Raw genomic sequence first — 21903 nt, 5'->3', positions numbered from 1 at the left:
TCATGCCCTCCTGACGCGCGGGTCGAGCGCAGCGGTCGCGAGGTCGGCGAGGAAGCCGGCGACGAGCACCACGACCGCCGCGAACAGCGTGTACGCCGTGACCACGTTGACGTCGTTGTTGTTCACCGCGTCGATGAACCACGACCCCAGCCCGTTCCAGGCGAAGATCTTCTCGGTCAGGGTCGCACCGGTCAGGATGCCGAGGAACCCGTAGGCGAACAGCGTCGTCATCGGGATGAGCGCCGTGCGGAGGCCGTGCTTGAACGTCGCCCGGCCGCGGGTGAGGCCCTTCGCCCGCGCGGTCCGGAGGAAGTCCGAGCCGAGCACGTCGAGCATCGTCGCCCGCTGGTACCGGCTGTAGATCGCGATGAGACCGACGGCGATCGAGATCGTCGGCAGCAGCAGGTGCGCGCCGCGGTCGAGGAGCAGCGTCCACGGTGTCCCGTCGAGCCCCGGCGTCGCCTCCCCCGTGAAGTTGATGAGCTGGCTGCCGGCGTCCTGGTTGAGCTTCGTCGCTCCGATCTTCAGGAACACGGCCGTCAGGAACACCGGCGTGGAGAACAGGACGATCGAGATCGCCGCACTCACCCGGTCGGAGATCCGGTACTGCCGGATCGCGTTCCACACGCCGACGAGCACGCCGAGCACGATGCCCGCGACCGACCCGACGAGCAGGAGCCGGAGGCTGACCCCGAGCCGCGGGAAGAACTGCTCGTTGACGGGGCGGTCCTGGATCGTCTGCCCGAGGTCACCGTGCGCGACGTCACCGAGCCAGTGCGTGTACCGGATCACGATGGGCGTCTTGTCGTTGACGCCGATGTCGTCGAGCTTCGCGTCGATGACCTGTGCTGACGGAGCCGGATTGCGCTGCGCGTACACGGAACGGGGACTGAACGTCGCTGACGCGAGGAAGTAGGTCAGCGAGGTCGCGAGGAACACGAGCACGACGTAGTACACGAGTCGCCGCCCCAGGAAGCGGATCATGGAGGCCACCATAGGGCCTGGTTTGTTTCCGGTACATGTCGTCCGACGTCCCGCCACGTAACGAAAGGACGTCGACAGCAGAAAACGCGCTCTACCCCCTTCGGAGGGCCCTAGGCTCGACGACAACTTCCAGAGGGGAACCACATGAAGCACAGGAAAGTCCTCGCGGTGACGGCGGCCCTCGCCGGCATCGCCCTCGCCGTCACCGGCTGCTCGGGCGGCTCCGGCGACTCCGGCGGGACCGGTGGGAACGACTCGGGCAAGAAGTCACTGCCGACCTCGGCCCAGATCAACGCCACGCCGGTCTCCGACCTGCAGGACGGCGGCACGCTCCGTCTGCCGATCTCGCAATGGGTCTCGCAGTGGAACTACAACCAGGTCGACGGCCCGCTCGTCGACGCGTCGACGATCGAACAGGCGACGATGCCGTTCATCTACACGATCGACGCGAAGGGCGCCCCGGCGCTCAACCAGGACTACGTGACGAAGGCCGAGGTCACAAGCGACGACCCGCTGACCATCGAGTACACGATCAACGACGAGGCGCAGTGGAACGACGGCACGCCGATCACCTGGCGTGACTTCGAGAACGAGTGGAAGACCACGAACGGCGAGGACGAGGCGTACCTCATCGCCGGCTCGACCGGCTACGAGGACATCGAGTCCGTCACGAAGGGCGCGACCGACCGGGACGTCGTCGTGACGTTCTCGACCCCGTTCTCGGACTGGAAGTCGCTCTTCAGCCCGCTCTACCCCGCCAGCCAGACCAGCACGCCCGAGCAGTTCAACAACGGCTACAAGGGCAAGGTCCCGGTCTCCTCCGGGCCCTACGAGATCACCGACCTCGACGAGACCGCCGGCACCGTCACGATGAAGCCGGACGACAACTGGTGGGGCGACGAGCCGAAGCTCGACCAGGTGATCTTCCGGTCGCTGGACGGCAACGCCGACGTCGACGCCTACCTCAACAAGGAGATCGACTCCGTCCTCACGACGACCTCCGAGCGCTTCGACCGCGTGAAGAAGGCGAAGAACACGAGGATCCTCGCGTCGACGTCCGCGCAGTACACGCACGTCGACTTCTCGTCGAACGGCCTGCTCAAGGACAAGCAGCTCCGGCTGGCGATCCAGCACGCCGTGAACCGTGACGCGCTCGCGCAGGTCATCGGCGGCACGCTCCCGTACAAGCTCGGCACGCTCGACAACCACCTGTTCCTGTCCACGGACAAGGGCTACACGTCGAACACCAAGCCGAACGCGACGTTCGACGTCGAGAAGGCGAAGCAGCTGCTCGACGACGACGGGTGGAAGACCGACGGCGCGTACCGCTCGAAGGGCGGGAAGAAGCTCTCCATCGCGATCACGATCCCGTCCGGCGCTCCCACGTCGCAGCAGCTGGCGCAGGTCATGCAGCAGCAGCTGAAGGAAGTCGGCGTCGAGCTGAAGCTGAAGTCGGTCGCCACGGACGACTTCTTCGAGCAGTACGTCACGCCGGGCAACTACGACATGACGATCTTCGTCTGGGGTGGCACCGGCTTCCACTCGAGCAGCGCGACGATCTACACCTCCGGTGACGTCGGCCAGAACTACGGCCGGGTCAGCTCGAAGGAGATCGACGACCTGACGAAGCAGGCCCTGTCCGAGCCGGACACGGACAAGGCGAACGCCATCTGGAACAAGATCGACGAGGAAGTCTGGGCGATCGGACACTCCATGCCGATCACCGCGAAGCCGGCGCTCGTCGCGCAGAACCCGAAGCTCGCCAACTACGGTGCGTTCGCGGGGGCGCAGAACATCGATTGGACGAAGGTCGGCTTCACCGACTGACCGTCCACGGGCGGTGCCCGCTGATCGAGGGAGGGGCCGGACGCACTGCGTCCGGCCCCTTCGTCGATCCGGTGCGCGAGCTCGCAGGGGATCCTCGGTGCGGTCCACGGATCGACGGGCCCCTGGACCGTACGATCTGCCTCATGGCCATCCCCGAGATCGGTTCCGCCGCCCCCGCCTTCACCCTGCCCGGCATGCTCGTCCGCCAGGGCGTCCGCACCGACGCGGAGTACTCGCTCGCCTCCGAGATCGGTCGCCCGGTGGTCCTCGCCTTCTACCCCGGCGACGCGACGCCCGTGTGCACCGCGCAGCTCTGCTCGTACCAGGAGGAACTCGACGACTTCCGCGACCTCGGCGCGGTCGTCTGGGGCATCAGCCCGCAGGGACTCGACTCGCACGAGGGGTTCGCGCGCGGCGCCTCGCTCGCGTTCCCGCTTCTGTCGGACGTCGGCGGTGACGTCATCCGCGCCTACGGCGTCCACCTGCCGGGGATCGGACTCCGTCGCTCCGTCTTCGTCATCGGTCCGGACGGCGTCATCCGCTGGCGGCACGTCGGGCTCGTCGGACTGCGCTTCCCGAGCGCCCAGGTCATCCGCGGCCAGATCGAGGCGCTCGTCGTCTGACCCGTTGACAGCCGGCCGTGTCGGCGTGACCATGGTCTGGACGACGACCCCCGGGTTCGCCTCCTCGGGACATCAGGTCCACCGGTACGCGCACGGCCCGTCTGGCCCGCTCGGTTGGTGGTCCCGAGGAGGCGCTCTCGTCACCGCCCGAGGCCGGGTCTCCTAGGCTTGCTCCATGCCCGCCCGGATCGTCGCGACGAACATGCGCCGCTTCGCCGTCGTCCTCTGGATCGTCGCCGCAGCCCTCGTCGTCATCGGCCTCGTCACGAACGGGCCGGGCGCCGCGTTGCTCGTCCCCGTGCCGTCGCTCTTCACCGCCTGGTTCGCGTGGGTCGTGCTGTGGCGTCCGCGGATCGAGATCACCGAGGACGCCCTGGTCGTCGTCGACGTGCGCCGCACCACCCGGTTCGCGTGGCGGCGCGTCCGGGAGGTCCGGACGAAGTACGGGCTCGCGGTGGTCACCGACCAGGGCGAGCAGCGCGTCTGGATCGCGCCGCGTCCGGACGCCCGCCTGGCGGTGCTCCAGCCGGGAGGCCCGGTGCCGGTGGGCGTCGCCGCGGCGGCCGACGAGATCCGCGCGTCCGTCCCCGCGCCGGTCGTGTACGACGGTGCTCCCCCGGCCACGGTCACCGCGGCCCCGATCGTGCACCGCGTCCACGGCTGGTCGATCACCGCGCTCGTCGTGCTGGGCATCGCCGCGAGCCTCGCCGGCGCGCGCCTCTGAACCGGCCCACCTCAGACGTCGGCGTCCGTCCCTCGATGACGGAACGCGCCGTCCCGTGATCGGGGCGGCGCGTTCCGGCGGACGCGAGGTGCGGCGGGTCAGCGTCCGAACTCGAAGCCGGCGCCGGGGATGGCTGCCAGCAGGTCCTTCGTGTACTGCTCCCGCGGGTTGGCGAACACCTCGTCGGTGGTCGCCTTCTCGACGATCTGGCCCTTGCGCATGACGCACACGTTGTCCGCGACCAGACGGACGACCGCGAGGTCGTGGGTGATGAACAGGTAGGTCAGGCCGAGCTCGGACTGCAGCTCGGTCAGCAGGTCGAGGATCTGCCCCTGCACGAGCACGTCGAGTGCGGACACGGCCTCGTCGAGCACGATGACCTCGGGCTTGAGCGCGAGCGCGCGCGCGACGGCGATGCGCTGCCGCTGCCCACCGGACAGCTCGCTCGGGTACCGGTTGACCATCGACTTCGGCAGCGACACCTGGTCGAGCAGTTCGAGCACCCGCGCGCGGCGGGACGCCTTGTCACCGACCTTGTGCGTGCTGAGCGGCTCGGCGATCGTGTTCCCGACGTTGTACATCGGGTCGAGCGACCCGTAGGGGTCCTGGAACACGGGCTGCACCCGGCGACGGAAGTCGAACAGGTCCTTGCCCTTGAGCGCGCCGATGTCGATGCCGTCGAACTGCACCGAGCCGGCGGTGATCGACTCGAGCTGCAGCACGAGCTTGGCGACCGTCGACTTGCCGGAGCCGGACTCGCCGACGAGCGCCGTGGTGGTGCCCTTCGGGATCGAGAACGACACACCGTCGACGGCCTTGAGCTCGCGGGTCGCGATGCCCTGCCCACGCAGCTTGTAGACCTTCTGCAGGTCCTTCACCACGATCAGGTCCTCGGTCGGCTTGCTCTCGCGCTCGTGGGCGCGGGACAGGAGCTCGTCGTCCTCGCTGCCGGTGCCGGACGCGATGTCCACCGTCTGGTGCTGCACCTTGGACTGGATCCGGCGGCTCGCGAGCGACGGCGCCGCAGCGACGAGGCGCTGCGTGTACGGGTGCTGCGGGTCGGCCAGGATCTCCTTCGACGGACCGGCCTCGACGACCTGGCCCTTGTACATCACCACGAGCTTCTCGGCACGCTCGGCGGCGAGCCCGAGGTCGTGGGTGATGAACAGGACCGAGGTGCCGAAGTCGCGCGTCAGGCTCTCCAGGTGGTCGAGGATGACGCGCTGCACGGTGACGTCGAGCGCGGAGGTCGGCTCGTCGGCGATGAGCAGCTTCGGCCGGCTGGACAGGCCGATCCCGATGAGCACGCGCTGGCGCATGCCGCCGGAGAACTCGTGCGGGTACTGCTTGAGACGGCTCTCGGCGTCGCCGAGCCCGGCCTCCTGCAGGACCTCGACGGCACGGGCGCGGACGGCGGCCTTGCCCGTCGCCATCCCGTTCGCCTTGATCGCCTCCTCCACCTGGAAACCGATCTTCCAGAGCGGGTTGAGGTTCGACATCGGGTCCTGGGGGACGTACCCGATCTCGGTGCCGCGGATCTCGGCCATCTGCTTCTCGTTCATGCCGACGAGCTCGCGCCCGTTCAGCTTGATCGAGCCGCCGGTGATCTGGCCGGTGCCGGGCAGGAGCTTGATGATCGCCTGGGCGCTCGTCGACTTGCCCGATCCGGACTCGCCGACGATCGCGAGGCGCTCGCCCTGCTCGAGCGTCATGTTGACGCCGCGCACGGCCTGCACGAGACCGCTCTGCGTCTGGAAGCCGACGTGCAGGTCGGTGATCTCGAGCAGCGGGGCGCCGGCGGCACCGGACGTCCGGGCGTTCAGCTGGGTGAGTGTCTCGCTCATCGGCGGGCCCTCGCCTTCGGGTCGAGCGCGTCGCGGACCACGTCACCGAGGAGGAGGAACGCGAGCACGGTGATGGACAGGGCGGCGGACGGCCAGAAGATGGTCGACGGGTTCGTGCGGATGGAGCTGCGCGCCGTGCCGATGTCGAGACCCCAGCTGAGCGCCGACGGCGGCAGACCGATGCCGAGGAACGACAGGGTCGCCTCCGCGACGATGAACGTCCCGAGCGAGACGGTCGCGACGACGATGACCGGTGCGAGCGAGTTCGGGATGACGTGCTTGACCAGCGTCTGGAAGCGGCTGACACCGAGCGCCGCCGAGGCGGTGACGTAGTCGGACTGCTTCGCGCTGAGCACGGCACCACGCATGATGCGCGCGATCTGCGGCCAGGCGAACACGGCGAGCACGAGCGACACCGTGATGGCGTTGCGCTGCGGGATGACCGACATGATCACGATCGCGCCGAGGACGGTCGGGATCGAGAAGAAGATGTCCGCGATGCGGGACACGACCGCGTCGAGCCAGCCGCCGTAGAACCCGGCGATCGCGCCGATGACGACGCCGACGATCGTGACGAGCACGGTCGCGAGCAGCCCCACGAGCAGCGAGTTCTGTGCACCCCAGATGACGCGGGCGAACACGTCGGACCCCTGACGGGTGTACCCGAGCGGGTGTCCGGCACGGGCACCCTCGTCGCTGTAGTCGAGGTTCGCGGCGCGCGGGTCCACGTGCGTGAAGAGCCCCGGGACGATCGCGACCACGAGGATCAGCAGGATGAGGACCGCGGAGACCCAGAACGTGGGACGACGACGCATGGACTCCCACGCGTCGGTCCACAGCGAACGGGTCTTCTCGTCCACGTTGACCTGGTCGACCGCCTGCAGCGGCGTCTCCTCGATCGGGGCGACGTAGTGCGTGGCCGATCGCGGTTCGGTGTTACTTGGCATAGCGGATCCTCGGGTCCAGGACGGCGTAGAGCAGGTCGACCAGGAGGTTGGCGAGCATGAAGATGATGACCATCACGGCGACGAACGACACCACCGTCGGGCCTTCGCCGAGCGTGACGGCCTTGTAGACCGTCCCACCGACGCCGTTGATGTTGAAGATGCCCTCGGTCACGATCGCGCCGACCATCAGGCTGCCGATGTCGACGCCCAGGTAGGTGACCACGGGGATGAGCGAGTTCCGGAAGATGTGCACGGTCACGACGCGACGACGGGACAGGCCCTTCGCGGTCGCGGTGCGCACGAAGTCGGCGCTCATGTTCTCGGCGACGCTCGCGCGGGTGAGGCGCACGATGTAGGCGAACGACACGGTCGCGAGCACGATCGCCGGCAGCACGAGCTCCGACCACGGTGCCTGACCGGAGACCGTGACGCGGAACAGCCCGAGGTTGATGCCGAAGACGTACTGCAGCAGGAAGCCGACGACGAAGGTCGGCACCGAGATGAGCAGCAGCGAGACGACGAGCGCGGTGGCGTCGAACCACTTGCCCTTGCGGAGGCCGGCGATGACGCCGACGAGGATGCCGGCAACGGCCTCGAAGACCAGCGCGAGGATCGCGAGACGGGCGGTGATCGGGAACGCCTGGGCGAGCTGCTGGCTCACCGGGAGGCCCGAGTACGTGACCCCGAGGTCACCGCGGAAGAGACCGCCGACCCACAGCAGGTACTGGATGATGAACGGCTTGTCCAGGTTGTACTGCGCCCGGAGCTGCTCGATCACCTGCGGCGACGGCTGGCGGTCGCCGAACAGCGCGGCGATCGGGTCGCCGGGCAGCGAGAAGACCATGAAGTAGATGAGGAACGTGGCCCCGAAGAACACGGGGATGAGTTGCAGGAGGCGCTTGCCGAGGTACCAGAGCATCAGATCCCTGCCTGGTTCGCAGCGCGCATGTCGTTCAGGTTCATGTCGTGTGGGGTGGACGGTCCGAGGGTCGGCACGGGTGTCCGGTGCGGGCGGCGGCGCCCGCGGTCGTGGGGGAAGGTGTAGCCGCCGTGGTACGGGGGTTCGGGGACCGTGTGGTCCCCGAACCCCCGTCCGGTTGGCCGCGGAGCAGGATACCTGCTCGCGATGGGTCCTCCGCGAGGACCGGTGTTACTTGGTGACCTCGATGTCGTAGTACAGCGGCACCGAGTCCCAGCCGAACTTGACGTTCTTCACGTTGTCCGCGGACCACACGCCGGTGACGTTGGAGTACCAGAGCGGGATCTCGGGGAGGTCCTTGAACAGGAGCTCCTGCGCCTGGTCGAAGTACTTGTTGCCCTCTTCGACGGTCGCGGCAGAACGGCCCTTGGCGAGCAGCTCGTTGTACTCGGCCGAGTCGTAGCGCGAGTAGTTGTTCGACGAACCCTCACCCATGGTCGGGCCGAGGAAGTTGTACAGCGACGGGTAGTCGGCCTGCCAACCGGTGCGGCTTCCGCCCTCGAGCTTGTCGTCCGTCTGGAGCTCGAGTGCCTCGGCGAACGTCGGGACCGCGTTGCCCTCGGCCTTGATGCCGAGCGTGTTCGAGATCGAGTTCGTGACGGCGGTCACCCATGCCTCGTGGCCACCATCGGCGTTGTAGGTGATGGTGAGGGTGTCGTCGTACTTCGACATCTTGTCGGCTTCGGCCCAGAGCTTCTTGGCCTCGTCCGGGTCGTACTTCAGGACGTCGGAGCCCTTCAGGTCGCCGGTCCAGCCGTCGATCACCGGGGAGGTGAAGTCCTTGGCCGGGGTGCGGGTGCCCTGGAAGATCTTGTCCGTGATCTGCTTGCGGTTGATCGACATCGAGATCGCCTCGCGCCGCAGCTGGCCCTCTTCACCCTTCCAGTGCTCGAGGTAGTAGGGCAGGTACATGGCCTGGAAGATCGCGGCGGCCTGGTTGACGTTCGAGTCGGGGAAGTCCGACTTGTAGTTCGAGAACGCCGAGTCCGGCACGACGTCGAGGACGTCGAGGTTGCCACCCTGGGCGTCGGAGTACGCGGTCTCCGGCGTCGTGTAGAACGTGATCGTGAGACCACCGTTCTTCGGCTTGCGCTTGCCCTGGTAGTCCTCGTTCGCGACGAGCTTGATGTCCTGGTTGTGGGTCCAGGCCTTCTTGCCGTCGAGCTTGTACGGACCGTTGCCGATCGGGTTCTCACCGAAGGCCTTGGGGTCGTCGTAGAACGCCGAGGGGAGCGGCACGAAGGCGTTGTAGCCGAGCGACAGCGGGAAGTCCGACTGCGCCGACTTGAGCGTGACGGTGAACTCGTCGTCGTCGACGACCTTCAGGCCGGTGAGCTCGGAGTCCTTGTCGGCGTCGTAGCCCTCGATGTTCTCGAAGAAGTAGCTCGCGCCCTGGGCGTTCGACTTCTGCGCCGCCCAGTTCCACGCCTTCGTGAAGGACTCCGCGGTGATCTCCTCACCGTTGGTGAACTTCCACCCGGTGTTGATCGTGATGTCGAAGGTCTTGGAGTCGTCGGTCTCGACGCTCTTCGCCAGTTCCTTGACCGGCTTGCCGTCGGCGTCGTAGGTGAACAGACCGTCGAACAGCGACGTGATGATCTTGCCGCCACCGGTCTCGGTGGTGTTCGACGGGATGAGCGGGTTCTGCGGCTCGCTGCCGTTGGTGGTGACGATGCCGTTGGCGTTCGTGGAGCCGGAGCCCGAGCCACTTCCGCCACCGTTGCCGGAGCAGCCGGTCAGGGCGAGAGCTGTGGCCCCGAGCACGGCGAGGGCAGAGAGCCCAGCGCGCTTCTTGATCAAGAGTTCCTCCTGGTGCATGGGACGCGCCGGGCACAGAGGTCCCTCCCGCCGCGTTTGACTCCTGAACTGTAGGCAGTGCTGAGGGGCCCGTCCAAACCCAGCGCACATCGGTTACACGTCTGAAACCAAGTTGCAGGATCGTTGCGGCAAAGTGCAACTTCCCCGCGTGCGCGAGCCGGGATCAGGTGATCTGTTGCGTTTGCATCGAGGTCCGTGCATCGTCCAGGTGACGTCCCGGTGAACCACAGGTGTGGTCGAGAGCGGCTCGTGGTCGGAGCGCTCCACCGTCGTCGTCAGGATGGCGATCCGGCTACGCGAACGCCTCGATCGGCGGGCACGCACACACGAGGTTCCGGTCCCCGTACGCCTGGTCGATGCGGCGCACCGGCGGCCAGTACTTGCGCGTCGCCTGCCCGGCCGACGGGTAGACCGCCTGCTCCCGCGTGTAGGCGTGGTCCCACTCGCCGGTGATGACCGACGCTGCCGTGTGCGGGGCGTTCACGAGCGGGTTGTCCTCCGCCGGCCACTCCCCCCGGCCGACCGCGTCCGCCTCGGCCCGGATGGCGAGCATCGCGTCCACGAAGCGGTCGAGCTCGGCGAGGTCCTCGCTCTCGGTCGGTTCGACCATGAGCGTGCCCGCGACCGGGAACGACATCGTCGGGGCGTGGAAGCCGTGGTCGATGAGCCGCTTCGCGACGTCGTCGACGGTGATCCCCGTCGCCTCCCGCAGCGGGCGGAGGTCGAGGATGCACTCGTGCGCGACCAGACCCGACTCACCCGTGTACAGGACCGGGAACGCCTCGCGCAGCCGCGCCGCCAGGTAGTTCGCGCCGAGCACGGCGACCTCGGTGGCGCGGGTGAGGCCCTCGACGCCCATCATCCGGACGTAGGTCCAGGTGATCGGCAGGATGCTCGGGCTGCCGTACGGCGCGGCGGAGACCGGACCGCCCGCGTGCGCGAGCCGGCCGTCCTCGGTCGACGCCTCGGCACCCGTCCGCCGGTCGGCCTCCTGCGCCATCGGGTGCCCGGGCAGGAACGGTGCCAGGTGCGCCTTCGCGGCGACCGGCCCGACGCCCGGACCGCCACCACCGTGCGGGATGCAGAAGGTCTTGTGCAGGTTGAGGTGCGAGACGTCCCCGCCGAAGTCCCCGAATCGGGCGTGCCCGAGCAGCGCGTTGAGGTTCGCGCCGTCGACGTAGACCTGGCCGCCGGCGTCGTGCACGGCGTCGCAGACCGCGGTGATGTCGTGCTCGTACACCCCGTGGGTCGACGGGTACGTGATCATCAGCGCGGCGAGCTGCTCGGCGTGCTGCGCGGTCTTCGCCCGGAGGTCGTCGAGGTCGACGTTGCCGTCCTCGTCGCAGGCGACCACGACGACCCGCATGCCGGCGAGGACCGCCGACGCCGCGTTCGTGCCGTGCGCGCTCGACGGGATGAGGCACACCGTGCGTGCCTCGTCGCCGCGGGAGCGGTGGTAGCCGCGGATCGCGAGGAGTCCGGCGAGCTCGCCCTGGCTGCCCGCGTTCGGCTGCACCGAGACGGTGTCGTAGCCGGTCACCTCGGCGAGCCAGGTCTCGAGGTCCCCGATCATGTCGAGGTAGCCCTCCACGTCCCCGCGCGGGGCGAACGGGTGCAGTCGGGCGAACTCGGGCCACGTCACGGCGGCCATCTCGGTCGCCGCGTTGAGCTTCATGGTGCAGCTGCCGAGCGGGATCATGCCGCGGTCGAGCGCGTAGTCCTTGTCGGACAGGTGCTTGAGGTAGCGCATCATCCGCGTCTCACTGCGGTGGGCGCTGAACACCGGGTGGGTCAGGAACGCGCTCGCGCGCTCCAGCCCGGACGCGACGCCCGTGGTCGCGTCCCGCACGGCGGTCTCGATCGCCGGGACGGTCACGTCGGTCGCGCCGAACACCCGGGCGAGGGCGACGACGTCCTCGGGCGTGGTGGTCTCGTCGACCGAGAGCTGGAGGGTGTCGGCGTCGACGAGGTGCAGCAGGTACCCGGCCTCGTGCGCTGCCGTGACGACGGACTCCGCGCGGCCGGCGAACCGGAGCGTGACGGTGTCGAAGAAGGCGTCGTGCACGAGCTCGGCGCCGGCTGCGCGGGCGACGTCGGCGAGGGCCGTGGCCGTCCGGGCCACCCGGGACGCGATGAACCGCAGGCCCTCGGGCCCGTGGTAGACCGCGTACATCGACGCCATGACGGCCAGCAGCACCTGCGCGGTGCAGATGTTGCTCGTCGCCTTCTCGCGGCGGATGTGCTGCTCGCGGGTCTGGAGGCTGAGCCGGTAGGCCATGCTGCCGTCGGCGTCGAAGGACACCCCGACCAGCCGGCCCGGCAGCTGACGCTCGAGGCCCGCGCGGACGGCGAGGTACCCGGCGTGGGGTCCGCCGAACCCGAGCGGGACGCCGAAGCGCTGGCTGGTCCCGACCGCGACGTCGGCACCGAGGTCACCGGGGCTCGCGAGCAGCGTCATCGCGAGCAGGTCCGCCGCGACGACGGCGATGCCGCCACCCGCGTGGACGCGCTCGACGGTGCGGCTCGGGTCGACGATCCGGCCGGAGGCGCCGGGGTACTGCAGGACGACGCCGAAGGCACCGTCGAGCTGCTCGTCGGTGGGGCCGTCCGCGGCGTCGAAGGACCGCAGGGTGATGCCGACCGCCTCGGCGCGGTGGCCGAGGATCGCGGCGGTCTGCGGCAGGAGGTCGGCGTCCACGAGGAACGCGTCACCCTTCACCTTCGAGGCGCGACGGGCGAGGAGCATGCCCTCGACCACGGCCGTGCCCTCGTCGAGCATCGAGGCGCCCGCGGTGGCCATGCCGGTGAGGTCGGACACCATCGTCTGGAAGTTGATGAGCGCCTCGAGCCGGCCCTGCGAGATCTCCGGCTGGTACGGCGTGTAGGCCGTGTACCAGCTCGGGTTCTCGAGCACGTTCCGCTGGATGACCGCCGGCGTGTGCGTGTCGGAGTAGCCCAGGCCGATCATCGCGCGGCGGACGGTGTTGCGCCCGGCCACGGCCCGCAGTTCCGCGAGCGCCTCGGTCTCCCCCACCGCGGTCGGCACGCTCGAGTGCGCGACCGGTGCGGCGTGGATCGACTCGGGGACGGCTGCCCGGACGAGGGCGTCGAGCGACGGCTGGCCGACGACGTCGAGCATGGCTTGCTGTTCGGCCGACGTCGTGCCGATGTGGCGGTCGGCGAAGGTGGTCTGCAGGTTCGTCGACGTGGTGAGGTCCTGGTCCGCGGTCATGCGATCGAGGCCCGGTACGTGTCGTGGTCCATGAGGTCCTCGGGGAACGACGTGCCGTCGACCTTGAGCTTGACGAGCCAGCCGGCGCCGAACGGGTCGTGGTTGACGGTGTCCGGGGTTGCGACGACGGCCTCGTTGACCTCGACGACCTCGCCCTCGATGGGGGCGAAGAGCTCGCCGACGCTCTTGGTGGACTCGATCTCACCGAGCTGCTCGCCGGCGGTCGTGGTGGTGCCCACGGCGGGGAGCTCGACGTAGACCACGTCACCGAGCTGCTCGGCCGCGTGGTCGGTGATGCCGACGGTGACGACGTCGCCCTCGACGAGGATCCACTCGTGGTCCTTGGTGTACTGCAGTGCGGTCTGGTCGGTCATGGGATCAGCCTTTCGAGGCGCGGCGGTAGAAGGGGAGCGCGGTCACGGTGCCGGGGATGGCGGTGCCACGGACGTCGATGTGGAGGACCTGTCCCCCGTCGGCGCAGTCCGGGTCGACGAACGCCATCGCGACCGGGTGGCCGAGCGTCGGCGAGAGCGCGCCGGAGGTCACGGTGCCGACGACGACCCCGTCGCGCAGGACGTCGTACCCGGCACGGGCAGCACGGCGTCCTTCCATCACGATGCCGACGAGGACGCGGGCGTCGGGGGCCGGCTGCACGCCGGCGTCGCCGACGAAGGACCCCGAGGTGGCGACGACCCGGCCGAGTCCGGCCTGTGCGGGTCGGACCGAGGTGTCGAGCTCGTGGCCGTAGAGCGGCATGCCGGCCTCGAGGCGGAGGGTGTCACGCGCCGCGAGCCCGGCGGGCACCACCCCGCGCTCGGCCCCGGCGGCGAGCAGGGCGTCCCAGATCGCCGGGGCGACCTCGGTGTCGCTGTACAGCTCGAAGCCGTCCTCGCCCGTGTACCCGGTGCGGGCGATGAGCACCTCGCTGCCGTCGAACAGGGCGTGCAGGACGCGGTAGTACCGGAGCTCGTCGAGCGGGGACTCCGGCTGCAGACGGTCGGCGACGACGAGGGCGTCGAGCGTGCCCGCTGCGGCCGGCCCCTGGATCGCGACGAGGGCCGTCCGGTCGGAGTCGTCCGTCACGAGGACGTCGAACCCGGCGGCACGGTCCTGCATGGCCGCGACGGCGACGTCCCGGTTGCCGGCGTTCGCGACGACGAGGAAGACGTCCTCTCCGATGCGGTACACGACGAGGTCGTCGAGGATGCCGCCGTCCGGGGTGAGGAGCAGCGAGTACTTCGCCCGGCCGACCGGCATCGCGCCGAACGACCCGGCGAGCGCGGCGTCGAGGTAGGGGACGGCGTCGGGTCCCTGCACGCCGATCTCGGCCATGTGCGACAGGTCGAACACCCCTGCGGCTCGACGTACGGTGTGGTGCTCGGCGAGGTCCGACGAGTACCGGACCGGCATGCGGTGGCCGGCGAAGTCGGTGAAGGTCGCACCGGCGGCTTCGTGCGCTGCCTCGAGCGGCGACGAACGCAGTGGTTCGGACAAGACGGAGTCCTCCTGACATCGGCAGGGCCCGACGACCGTCGTCGGGTGCGGAACTCCCCCTCTGTCATGGGCCTGAGAGCTTCACCGCGGCCCGTGAGGTCCTGCGGCTTTCACCGTGGGCGAGACGGTGCGCCGCGGGATGCGCCCACGTCGATCGCGTCTGCTTTTCAGAGTGGCCTGTCCGCTGCGGTGTTGGACCTGAGAGATTGGCGGGGAGCTTGCTCCTTCGGTGCCCGGGACCGGAGGAGCATCGATGATGCGCTGCGATCCGGTCGGGCTCTCCCGCGGCGGGTGGTCGGCCGTCGTGTTCTGTTGTCCGGTGAGCATACCGAGCCCGCGTTACGGGCATGTGTCGGACTGCGCGTCCGGCGGTCTCCCCGACCACCGATCCGGTCCACGGCGGCGGGAGCACCGGTCGGCCGTTCGACATCACGTAGAGTGGCGGTCGTGGCAGGACAGCGATCGCGCCCCCGCGGGCAGCTCGAGCAGGCGGTGCTCGACACGCTCTGGTCCGCCGACGCCTCGGCGAGCGACGGGCTCACCGCCCGCCAGGTCCTCGACGCGTTCGGGGAGCCCCGGCCCGCCCTGACGACGGTCCTCACCGTGCTCGACCGGCTCGGCCGCAAGGGTGCGGTGCTGCGCGAGGAACACGCGGATGCTCCGCTGACCTTCCGTGCCGCGCACTCCCGCGAGGACCACACCGCGTCGCTCATGTCGACCGCGCTCGCCGCGGCCTCCGACCGTGAGGCCGCGCTCCTGCAGTTCACCGGCTCGCTCGCGTCCGGGGACCTCGAGGTCCTCCGCCGCGCGATCGACTCGCGCACCCGTCCCTGACCGGTCCGTCCCGTGGTCGTCACCGGCGTCTGCCTGGTCGTGCTCGCCCTCGCCGTGGTCGCGTTCGTCCCGCGCGTGCTCACCCGGGCGGGGTGGACGATCGACCGCCCGCGGACGGCGATCGCCGCATGGCAGGCCGCGGTGGTGGTCGGGACGGCCGGGTTCGTCGTCGGCATCGCCTTGGTCGTGCTCGCGGACCGGCCGCTGGGCGACCCGTTCGGCATCGGCGACTCGCCGAGCCACGGGCTCAACGTGGGCGTCGCCGTCCTCGCCGTGATCGCGTTCGCCGTCGCGGTCCGCGTCCGACCGGGTCCCGCGCACGCGGCCGTGCGCGAGGCCTTCCGCGCCGGCGCAGCACCGCACCGCGAGGTGGACGGCACCCTCGTCGCGGTGCTGCAGGCCGACACCGCCCTGGCGTGCGCCGTGCCCGGCCGGTCGGGCGGTGTCCTCGTCAGCACCGGGCTCGCCGACCGGCTGCGCACGGACGAACTGGAGGCCGTGGTCGCCCACGAGCGTGCCCACCTCCGGCAGCACCACGCGTCCGTCGTCGGCTTCGCCGAGTCCGTGGAACGGGCCGTGCCGTGGGTCCCGGGAGCACGGGCGATGGCCCGGTCCACCCGTGTCCTCGTCGAGTTCGCCGCCGACGACGCCGCCGCGCGTCGCGTCGGCCGCGACGCGCTCCGTCGGGCGGTGCTGGTGGCGGACGGGACCGGTGCGCTCGGCGCGGTCCGGGCCTCCCGGCTGTCCTGAACCGGACGGGAGGCCCGCGCTGCGTCCGCCTGTCGGCGCACGGGGCTAGCCTGGTCCGGTCCGCCACCGCGAGGGGAACCGTGCAGCCGCTCACCGAATCCGACATCCGATCGTCCTTCGTCAACGCGACGCCCGACGAACTCGCGCAGCTCCCGATCCCGGGGCTGCACGAGACGTTGTGGAACGAACGCGAGTACCTGGGCTGGCGTGACCCCCAGGCCGCCCGCCGGGGGTACATGGTGTCCTGGATGGACGGCAAGCCCGTCGGCATCGTCGTCCGGGCCGCGGGTGGTTCGCTCCGTCCGGGCATCGCGGCGATGTGCTCGTTCTGCCACTCCCCGCAGCCGGCGACGCAGGTGCGTCTGTTCTCCGCTGCCCGCGCGGGTGAGGCCGGCCGGAACGGCAACACGATCGGCTCGTACATCTGCGAGGACCTCGGCTGCTCGATGCTCATCCGCACGGCACCGCCGCACCTCAACCCGCCGGCGACGATCGCGATGCGGTCCGAGTCGTTGCTCGCGCGGCTGCACAACTTCACGGCCGACATCATGAAGACGGCGTGACGCCGGACCGCTTCCGTACCGCACGGTGGGCCGTCGCCGAGGAGCTCGGGGACGGCCGGTGGCGTCTCACGCTCCGGGACGAGGCCGACGACGAGCTCGGCGCGTTCGGCCTCGGCGTCGAGGGGCCGTGGGACCCCGACGTCGAACCCCACGTGGCGTTCGTGCTCGTGCAGCTCGGGCTCGCGCTGACCGGCACCCGTCCGTGGCGCGAGGACGAGCTCGGCGACCAGCGCGCACCGGTCCTGCCGCTCGGCTGACTCCGCGCCCGGTCAGTCCGCGGCGGCGAAGTTGCGGAGGACCTCGCGGTCGTCACCCGACCGGGACGCCCAGACGAGTTCACTGCGGTGCGCGCTGCCCTCGAGCGGCAGGAGCACCACCGTGTCCGGGGCCGCCAGCGCCGCGCTCTCCGGCAGCACCGTCACCCCGAGGCCGACGCCGACCAGGTGCAGCACGGTCGCCCAGGTCGTGGCCTCCTGCACGATCACCGGACGCCGACCACCCGAGGCCACTGGCGCGGTGTTCCGCTCGGTGGCGAGCCTGCCGGCCTCGGCGGGGAAGAACACGAACGGGTCGTCGAGCAGCTCCGGCCCCCGGATGCTCGTCCGCCCGGCGAACCGGTGGCCGCGCGGCACCGCCGCCACGAACGGCTCGCTCCGGAACCGGGTGAACCGCACGCCGTCGACCGGGTCCGGGTCGCGCACGACGGCCAGGTCGAGTTCCCCGCGCTGGACCGCGGTGACGAGCCGCGAGGAGAACCCCTCGGTGAGTTCGACGCGCACGAGGGGGAAGCGCTCCCGGAACCGTTGCACGCGCTCGATCGGACCGAGTGGCAGCGCCGAGACGACGAACCCGACGTCGAGCCGACCCGCCTCTCCCCGTCCGACCCGCACCGTCTCGTCCAGGTCCCGTCGGGCCTGCGCCAGGAGGGACCGCGCCCGACACTGCAGCACCCGACCGGCGGGCGTGAGGGCGACGCTCCGCGAGGTGCGCGCGAACAGCTCCACGCCGAGGGCGACCTCGACGCGGCGGATGAGCTGGGACAGCGCGGGCTGCGCGATCCCCAGGTCGACGGCCGCCCGACCGAAGTGCAGTTCGTCGGCGAGCGCCAGGAACGCCCGGAGCTGTCGGAGGTCGACCTCGGGAGCACGATCCATACCGGGATGCTATCGATCCGTCCGAACGAGTATTGGACGTGTCTGGTTCGGCGACCCAGGATGGAGGCATGCCCGCCACCACCGAGGTCGTCATCGACGACATGTCCTCCGCCGCCGACGCCGCCGCGTTCCGCTCCCTGAACGAGCGCTGGATCACGACGTTCTTCACACTCGAGGACGAGGACCGTCGACTGCTCGGCGACCCCGTCCAGCACATCGTCGAGCCCGGCGGCGTCGTCCTCGTCGCCCGACTCGGCTCCGACGTGGTCGGCTGCGTCGGGCTCGCCCCGCACGGCGACGACGCGTTCGAACTCGTGAAGATGGCCGTCGACCCGGACCACCAGGGGCACGGCACCGGACGCCGGCTCATCCGCGCCGCGGTCGACCGCGCCCGGGAGCTCGGCGCACGCCGGGTGCTCCTCGAGACGAACAGCGGACTCACGAGTGCCGTGCACCTGTACGAGACGACGGGGTTCCGTCACCTCCGGACCGACGAGCACCCGCCGAGCCCGTACGTCCGAGCGGACGTGGCGATGGCGCTCGACCTCTGACGCCGGCGACGCAGGCCGGAGCGCGCACCTGTTGACGGGCCTCCCGGCCGGTCCGCGTACGGTCCTCGACATGCCCCGCGACCAGTACGAGTACAGCGACCCGACGACCCGGTACCCGAACACCAGCCCGGAACCGCAGCAGCAGCCGGAGCCCGGCCTGGAGTCGCGGATGGACCCGAAGCCGGACCACGGTGAGGACTCCTACCGCGGCACCGGGCGCCTCACCGGGCGTCGCGCGCTGATCACCGGCGCCGACTCCGGGATCGGCGCGGCCGTCGCGATCGCCTACGCGCGCGAAGGCGCCGACGTCGCCCTCGCCTACCTGCCCGACGAGGAGGAGGACGCGCAGCGGATCGTCGCCCTGGTCGAGGCCGCCGGCCGCAAGGCCGTCACGATCCCGGGCGACCTCACCGCTCCGAACTACCCCGCAGCGCTCGTCGAGCGGGCCGTCGCCGAACTCGGCGGGCTCGACGCGATCGTCAGCTGCGCCGGCAAGCAGCACTGGCGCGCCGAGGTCACCGACATCCCGGACGACCAGCTCGTCGACACCTTCACCGTCAACGTGCTCTCGCTCTTCCGGCTCGTGCAGGCGGCGCTCCCCCACCTGGAGCCCGGCTCGACGATCATCACCACCGCGTCGATGGAGGCCTACCAGCCCGCTCCCGACCGGCTCGACTACGCGGCGTCGAAGGCGGCCGTCAACAACTTCTCGAAGGGGCTCGCGCAGCAGCTCATCCCGCGCGGCATCCGCGTGAACGTCGTCGCGCCCGGGCCGACCTGGTCGGTGCTCCAGGTGTCCGCCGGGGTCGACCCCGAGACGCTGCCGGACTTCGGGTCGAGCGAGTCGCCGATGGGTCGCCCCGGGCAGCCCGCCGAGCTCGCTCCCGCGTACGTGTTCCTGGCCTCGCACGAGTCGAGCTTCGTCGCGGGCGAGACCCTCAACGTGAACGGCGGCATGGTCACGCCCTGAACACTCCGAGCCGCGGGCCACTCCGAGCCGCGGGGCGCTCCGAGCCGCGGGCCGCTCCCATCCGCTGGCCGTCCGGGGGGCTCCGCCGTCCTGGCCGGTCCGCTGGTGCCGTTGCTACGCTTCGGGCATGGCGACGCACGAGGTCCAGGCCGTCCGTGAGCAGGGCATGTGGCAGGTGTTCATCGACGGGTTCCCCGTGACCGAGGTCCGCCGGTGGCCGTCCGTCGCGTTCGTGGCCCGCGAGTGGATCTCCCTGACCGACCAGGTCCCCTCCCGCGAGGTCGACCTGCACGTGACCGTCATCGGTCGCAACCACTTCGCGCCCGTCGCCTGAGCGCGGGTCACTCCGCGGCGGCCACCAGCTGCTGCGCTCGCTGGTACGAGCACCGCTCCGGCGTCCGCGTCAGGCGACGTGCCAGACGACACCCTCCTGCGTGCTCGACGGGTACGCGGCAGCGATGCGGAACACCGCCTCGCGCAGGGTCTCCGGCGAGCACGCCAGGTTGATCCGGGCGAACCCCCTGCCCTGCGCCCCGAACGGCAGGCCGGAGTTGAGCGCCACGAACGCGTGCTCCCGGAGCTGCACCGCCGGGTCATCGCCGAGGCCGAGCCCCCGGAAGTCGAGCCAGGCCAAGTACCCGGCCCGCGGTCGCGCGTAGACGACGCCGGGCAGGTGCTCGGCGAGGAGCTTCGCCAGCAGCCGGTCGTTCGCGACGATGCGGTCGACGACGTCGTCGAGCCACCCGACGGCCAGGCTGAAGGCCGCGACGTTCGCGTGCAGCCCGAGGATGCTCGTCCGACAGGCGACCTCCTCCCACAGGGTGTCGAGGAGCTCGGTGGTGCGGGTGTCCCCGGCGACGATGACCGAGCACTTCACGCCGGCGAGGTTCCACCCCTTGCTCGCACTCGTCACGCAGACGCTCCGCGCTCCGAGCGGCTCGGCGATGCTCGCGAACGGCGTGAACTGCACGCCCGGGTGCGTCAGCGGAGCGTGGATCTCGTCACTGATGACGAGGACGTCGTACCGGGCGGCCAGCTCCGCGAGCGCGACGAGGTCCGCGCGGTCGTGGACGAGCCCGATCGGGTTGTGCGGGTTGCAGAGCAGGAACACCCGGACGCCGTCGGCGAACGCCCGCTCGAGGCCGTCGAGGTCGAGCCGGTACACGCCCCACCGTTCGAGCAGCGGCACCTCCTCGACCTGACATCGGGCCTCCTCGACGAGCTCGAAGAACGGCGGGTACACCGGCGGCGTGATGGCGACGCGACCGCCGTCGGGCAGCGCGAGCCGGAGCGTCTCGACGATGCCGACACTGACGTCCGTCGCCAGGTACACGCGAGCCGGGTCGACGTCCCAGCCCCAGCGGTCGCGGGCGAACGCGGCGAACGCGGGCGCGAGCGGTCCCGGCCCGTCCAGGTACCCGAGGTCCGACTGCTGCACCCGCTCGACGAGCGCCTGCCGGATCTCCGGCGCGACCTCGTGGTCCATCTCGGCGACGAACAGGGGCAGCACGTCGGGCGCGTACCGCGTCCACTTGATGCTCGTGCGGACCCCGCGGAGCGTGCCGACCGGGTCCTGTTCGTCGCTCGCCATGCCGTCCAGCATGCCCCGCCGGGAGGCCCGGCACGAGTCCGGACGTCATCTCGCGTCGTCTGCGGCCCGCGCCGCAGGCGACCGTTCGCACTGGGCGACACCGTTCGGGCCGCCGCCCGCGAACGGTGTCGCCCAGCGTGAACAGCGCCTCCGCCGCACGCCTACTGTCGGCTCCATGACCACGAGCACCGCCGAGAAGGCGACGACCCTCAAGTCCCTGCACGAAGCCCCGCAGATCCTCCGCGTCGTGAACGTCTGGGACGCGATCAGCGCGAAGACGGTCGCGGCCCTGCCCGAGACGCGCGCGATCGCCACCGCCGGGCACTCGATCGCCGCGTCGTACGGGTACCAGGACGGCGGCATGCCGCTCGACCTCGCCCTCACCGGCGCGAAGACCGTCGTCGACGCGGTGGACCTGCCCGTCACCGCGGACCTCGACGACGGGTACGAGGACCCGGCCGAGACGATCCGCCGCGCGATCGGCCTGGGCATCGTCGGCGCGAACGTCGAGGACCGTCTCCGCCCGTTCGACGAGTCGGTCGCCCGTGTCGCCGCGATCATCAAGGCCGCCGAGCAGGAGGGTGTCGACTTCCAGCTGAACGCCCGGACCGACGCCATCGCCCGCGGCGGTGACCGCCCGATCGCGGAGAGCATCGCGGACGCCATCGCGCGCGGCAAGGCGTTCCTCGACGCGGGCGCCCCGCTCGTGTTCGTGCCGGGCGGGCACCAGCGCGAGGTCGTCGAACAGCTCGTCGACGGCCTGGGCCGCGGCAAGCTCAGCGTCATCGGCCTGCCGGGCGCACTGCCTGCGTCCGAGTACGAAGCGCTCGGCGTCGCCCGCATCTCCTACGGCCCGCTCACACAGCGCGTCGCCCTGCGGGCGCTCCGCGACCTCGCCGCGGACCTCTACCTCGGCGGCGTCGTGCCGGAGGACACCCCGACGCTCAACTGACGGACGCGGCTGCGGAGCCGCAACGAGACGGACGGGAGGCCCGACCCCAGCTGGTCGGACCTCCCG

The 21903-nt window shown here is 70.5% G+C and carries 21 protein-coding genes and 1 riboswitch; of the genes, 11 read left to right on the top strand and 10 right to left on the bottom strand.

Going from position 1 to position 21903, the window contains the following annotated elements; translation table 11 throughout:
• Nucleotides 1–984 carry an ABC transporter permease gene (locus tag DEI95_RS03015; RefSeq protein ID WP_110823988.1) on the bottom strand — a complete coding sequence of 328 codons (984 nt, stop codon included), beginning with the start codon at nucleotides 982–984 and terminating at the stop codon, nucleotides 1–3.
• Nucleotides 985–1128: 144 nt separating this feature from the next.
• Here DEI95_RS03015 and DEI95_RS03010 point away from each other — a divergent pair, with 144 nt between their 5' ends.
• The 3 genes from DEI95_RS03010 (at nucleotide 1129) to DEI95_RS03000 (ending at nucleotide 4158) form a co-directional block, all read left to right on the top strand.
• Nucleotides 1129–2811: an ABC transporter family substrate-binding protein gene (locus DEI95_RS03010; RefSeq protein ID WP_111059337.1), complete on the top strand. Its 1683-nt coding sequence runs from the start codon at nucleotides 1129–1131 to the stop codon at nucleotides 2809–2811.
• Between the two features lie 143 nt (nucleotides 2812–2954).
• Entirely contained in the window at nucleotides 2955–3434 is a 480-nt protein-coding gene (locus tag DEI95_RS03005) for a peroxiredoxin (RefSeq protein ID WP_111059336.1), read from the top strand.
• A gap of 175 nt (nucleotides 3435–3609) precedes the next feature.
• A complete protein-coding gene (locus tag DEI95_RS03000; RefSeq protein ID WP_111059335.1) occupies nucleotides 3610–4158 on the top strand; it encodes a PH domain-containing protein in 549 nt (182 codons plus the stop codon).
• A gap of 98 nt (nucleotides 4159–4256) precedes the next feature.
• On the opposite strand, the gene DEI95_RS02995 is transcribed toward DEI95_RS03000, so the two are convergent.
• The 7 genes from DEI95_RS02995 to gcvT form a co-directional block, all read right to left on the bottom strand.
• Entirely contained in the window at nucleotides 4257–6002 is a 1746-nt protein-coding gene (locus DEI95_RS02995) for an ABC transporter ATP-binding protein (RefSeq protein WP_111059334.1), read from the bottom strand.
• Nucleotides 5999–6949, bottom strand: a complete 951-nt coding sequence (locus DEI95_RS02990; RefSeq protein ID WP_111059333.1) for an ABC transporter permease — start codon at nucleotides 6947–6949, stop codon at nucleotides 5999–6001. Before DEI95_RS02990 ends, DEI95_RS02995 begins: the two co-directional genes overlap by 4 nt.
• A complete protein-coding gene (locus DEI95_RS02985) occupies nucleotides 6939–7868 on the bottom strand; it encodes an ABC transporter permease (protein ID WP_110823666.1) in 930 nt (309 codons plus the stop codon). The genes DEI95_RS02990 and DEI95_RS02985 overlap by 11 nt, the downstream gene beginning before the upstream one ends.
• A 231-nt stretch (nucleotides 7869–8099) precedes the next feature.
• Entirely contained in the window at nucleotides 8100–9728 is a 1629-nt protein-coding gene (locus tag DEI95_RS02980) for an ABC transporter substrate-binding protein (RefSeq protein ID WP_181436176.1), read from the bottom strand.
• 310 nt (nucleotides 9729–10038) lie between these two features.
• Entirely contained in the window at nucleotides 10039–12978 is a 2940-nt protein-coding gene (gcvP, locus tag DEI95_RS02975) for an aminomethyl-transferring glycine dehydrogenase (protein ID WP_111059331.1), read from the bottom strand.
• Nucleotides 12975–13352: a glycine cleavage system protein GcvH gene (gcvH, locus tag DEI95_RS02970; RefSeq protein ID WP_110890319.1), complete on the bottom strand. Its 378-nt coding sequence runs from the start codon at nucleotides 13350–13352 to the stop codon at nucleotides 12975–12977. The genes gcvP and gcvH overlap by 4 nt, the downstream gene beginning before the upstream one ends.
• Nucleotides 13353–13356: 4 nt before the next feature.
• Nucleotides 13357–14472 (bottom strand): glycine cleavage system aminomethyltransferase GcvT, encoded by a 1116-nt coding sequence (gene gcvT, locus DEI95_RS02965; RefSeq protein ID WP_111059330.1) that lies wholly within the window; start codon nucleotides 14470–14472, stop codon nucleotides 13357–13359.
• A gap of 177 nt (nucleotides 14473–14649) precedes the next feature.
• A riboswitch (glycine riboswitch) is annotated at nucleotides 14650–14767 on the bottom strand.
• Nucleotides 14768–14919: 152 nt separating this feature from the next.
• On the opposite strand from gcvT, the gene DEI95_RS02960 reads away from it, so the two are divergent.
• The 4 genes from DEI95_RS02960 to DEI95_RS02945 all read left to right on the top strand — a co-directional run bounded on the left by DEI95_RS02960 (nucleotide 14920) and on the right by DEI95_RS02945 (nucleotide 16876).
• The gene (locus DEI95_RS02960) at nucleotides 14920–15306 is read left to right on the top strand and encodes a BlaI/MecI/CopY family transcriptional regulator (protein WP_110823987.1); all 387 of its coding nucleotides are present in this window, start codon (nucleotides 14920–14922) and stop codon (nucleotides 15304–15306) included.
• 12 nt (nucleotides 15307–15318) lie between these two features.
• The gene (locus DEI95_RS02955) at nucleotides 15319–16056 is read left to right on the top strand and encodes a M56 family metallopeptidase (protein WP_110912034.1); all 738 of its coding nucleotides are present in this window, start codon (nucleotides 15319–15321) and stop codon (nucleotides 16054–16056) included.
• Nucleotides 16057–16136: 80 nt separating this feature from the next.
• Nucleotides 16137–16619 carry an FBP domain-containing protein gene (locus DEI95_RS02950; protein ID WP_181419408.1) on the top strand — a complete coding sequence of 161 codons (483 nt, stop codon included), beginning with the start codon at nucleotides 16137–16139 and terminating at the stop codon, nucleotides 16617–16619.
• Complete coding sequence (locus DEI95_RS02945) at nucleotides 16616–16876, top strand: hypothetical protein (protein WP_111059329.1); 261 nt, start codon at nucleotides 16616–16618, stop codon at nucleotides 16874–16876. The genes DEI95_RS02950 and DEI95_RS02945 overlap by 4 nt, the downstream gene beginning before the upstream one ends.
• A 12-nt stretch (nucleotides 16877–16888) precedes the next feature.
• On the opposite strand, the gene DEI95_RS02940 is transcribed toward DEI95_RS02945, so the two are convergent.
• Nucleotides 16889–17773 (bottom strand): LysR substrate-binding domain-containing protein, encoded by an 885-nt coding sequence (locus DEI95_RS02940; protein ID WP_111059328.1) that lies wholly within the window; start codon nucleotides 17771–17773, stop codon nucleotides 16889–16891.
• A gap of 68 nt (nucleotides 17774–17841) precedes the next feature.
• Here DEI95_RS02940 and DEI95_RS02935 point away from each other — a divergent pair, with 68 nt between their 5' ends.
• The 3 genes from DEI95_RS02935 (at nucleotide 17842) to DEI95_RS02925 (ending at nucleotide 19628) form a co-directional block, all read left to right on the top strand.
• A complete protein-coding gene (locus DEI95_RS02935; protein ID WP_110912031.1) occupies nucleotides 17842–18324 on the top strand; it encodes a GNAT family N-acetyltransferase in 483 nt (160 codons plus the stop codon).
• A gap of 70 nt (nucleotides 18325–18394) precedes the next feature.
• Complete coding sequence (locus DEI95_RS02930) at nucleotides 18395–19294, top strand: SDR family oxidoreductase (RefSeq protein ID WP_110823656.1); 900 nt, start codon at nucleotides 18395–18397, stop codon at nucleotides 19292–19294.
• A 127-nt stretch (nucleotides 19295–19421) separates the two neighbouring features.
• The gene (locus DEI95_RS02925) at nucleotides 19422–19628 is read left to right on the top strand and encodes a hypothetical protein (protein ID WP_110823655.1); all 207 of its coding nucleotides are present in this window, start codon (nucleotides 19422–19424) and stop codon (nucleotides 19626–19628) included.
• A gap of 69 nt (nucleotides 19629–19697) precedes the next feature.
• Here the strand turns inward: DEI95_RS02925 and DEI95_RS02920 are convergent, their stop codons facing one another.
• Nucleotides 19698–20885: a MalY/PatB family protein gene (locus DEI95_RS02920; RefSeq protein ID WP_258367423.1), complete on the bottom strand. Its 1188-nt coding sequence runs from the start codon at nucleotides 20883–20885 to the stop codon at nucleotides 19698–19700.
• Between the two features lie 175 nt (nucleotides 20886–21060).
• Between DEI95_RS02920 and DEI95_RS02915 the strand changes: the two genes are divergently transcribed.
• Nucleotides 21061–21837: an isocitrate lyase/phosphoenolpyruvate mutase family protein gene (locus DEI95_RS02915; protein WP_111059326.1), complete on the top strand. Its 777-nt coding sequence runs from the start codon at nucleotides 21061–21063 to the stop codon at nucleotides 21835–21837.
• The last annotated feature ends 66 nt before the right edge of the window (nucleotides 21838–21903 follow it).

Origin of the sequence: Curtobacterium sp. MCBD17_008 (assembly GCF_003234475.1) — a bacterium.
GTDB lineage: Bacteria > Actinomycetota > Actinomycetes > Actinomycetales > Microbacteriaceae > Curtobacterium.
The sequence above is the reverse complement of the archived record's forward strand: the minus strand, read 5'-3'. Positions and strand labels throughout refer to the sequence as shown.

Bases quoted from the DNA above. Each gene is read 5' to 3' on its own strand.
- gcvH (WP_110890319.1), bottom strand. From the start codon at position 13,352: ATGACCGACCAGACCGCACTGCAGTACACCAAGGACCACGAGTGGATC.
- DEI95_RS02985 (WP_110823666.1), bottom strand. From the start codon at position 7,868: ATGCTCTGGTACCTCGGCAAGCGCCTCCTGCAACTCATCCCCGTGTTC.
- DEI95_RS02995 (WP_111059334.1), bottom strand. From the start codon at position 6,002: ATGAGCGAGACACTCACCCAGCTGAACGCCCGGACGTCCGGTGCCGCC.
- DEI95_RS03000 (WP_111059335.1), top strand. From the start codon at position 3,610: ATGCCCGCCCGGATCGTCGCGACGAACATGCGCCGCTTCGCCGTCGTC.
- DEI95_RS02940 (WP_111059328.1), bottom strand. From the start codon at position 17,773: ATGGATCGTGCTCCCGAGGTCGACCTCCGACAGCTCCGGGCGTTCCTG.
- DEI95_RS02935 (WP_110912031.1), top strand. From the start codon at position 17,842: ATGCCCGCCACCACCGAGGTCGTCATCGACGACATGTCCTCCGCCGCC.
- DEI95_RS02990 (WP_111059333.1), bottom strand. From the start codon at position 6,949: ATGCCAAGTAACACCGAACCGCGATCGGCCACGCACTACGTCGCCCCG.
- gcvP (WP_111059331.1), bottom strand. From the start codon at position 12,978: ATGACCGCGGACCAGGACCTCACCACGTCGACGAACCTGCAGACCACC.
- DEI95_RS02925 (WP_110823655.1), top strand. From the start codon at position 19,422: ATGGCGACGCACGAGGTCCAGGCCGTCCGTGAGCAGGGCATGTGGCAG.
- DEI95_RS03005 (WP_111059336.1), top strand. From the start codon at position 2,955: ATGGCCATCCCCGAGATCGGTTCCGCCGCCCCCGCCTTCACCCTGCCC.
- DEI95_RS02930 (WP_110823656.1), top strand. From the start codon at position 18,395: ATGCCCCGCGACCAGTACGAGTACAGCGACCCGACGACCCGGTACCCG.
- DEI95_RS03015 (WP_110823988.1), bottom strand. From the start codon at position 984: ATGATCCGCTTCCTGGGGCGGCGACTCGTGTACTACGTCGTGCTCGTG.
- DEI95_RS02920 (WP_258367423.1), bottom strand. From the start codon at position 20,885: ATGGCGAGCGACGAACAGGACCCGGTCGGCACGCTCCGCGGGGTCCGC.
- DEI95_RS03010 (WP_111059337.1), top strand. From the start codon at position 1,129: ATGAAGCACAGGAAAGTCCTCGCGGTGACGGCGGCCCTCGCCGGCATC.
- DEI95_RS02915 (WP_111059326.1), top strand. From the start codon at position 21,061: ATGACCACGAGCACCGCCGAGAAGGCGACGACCCTCAAGTCCCTGCAC.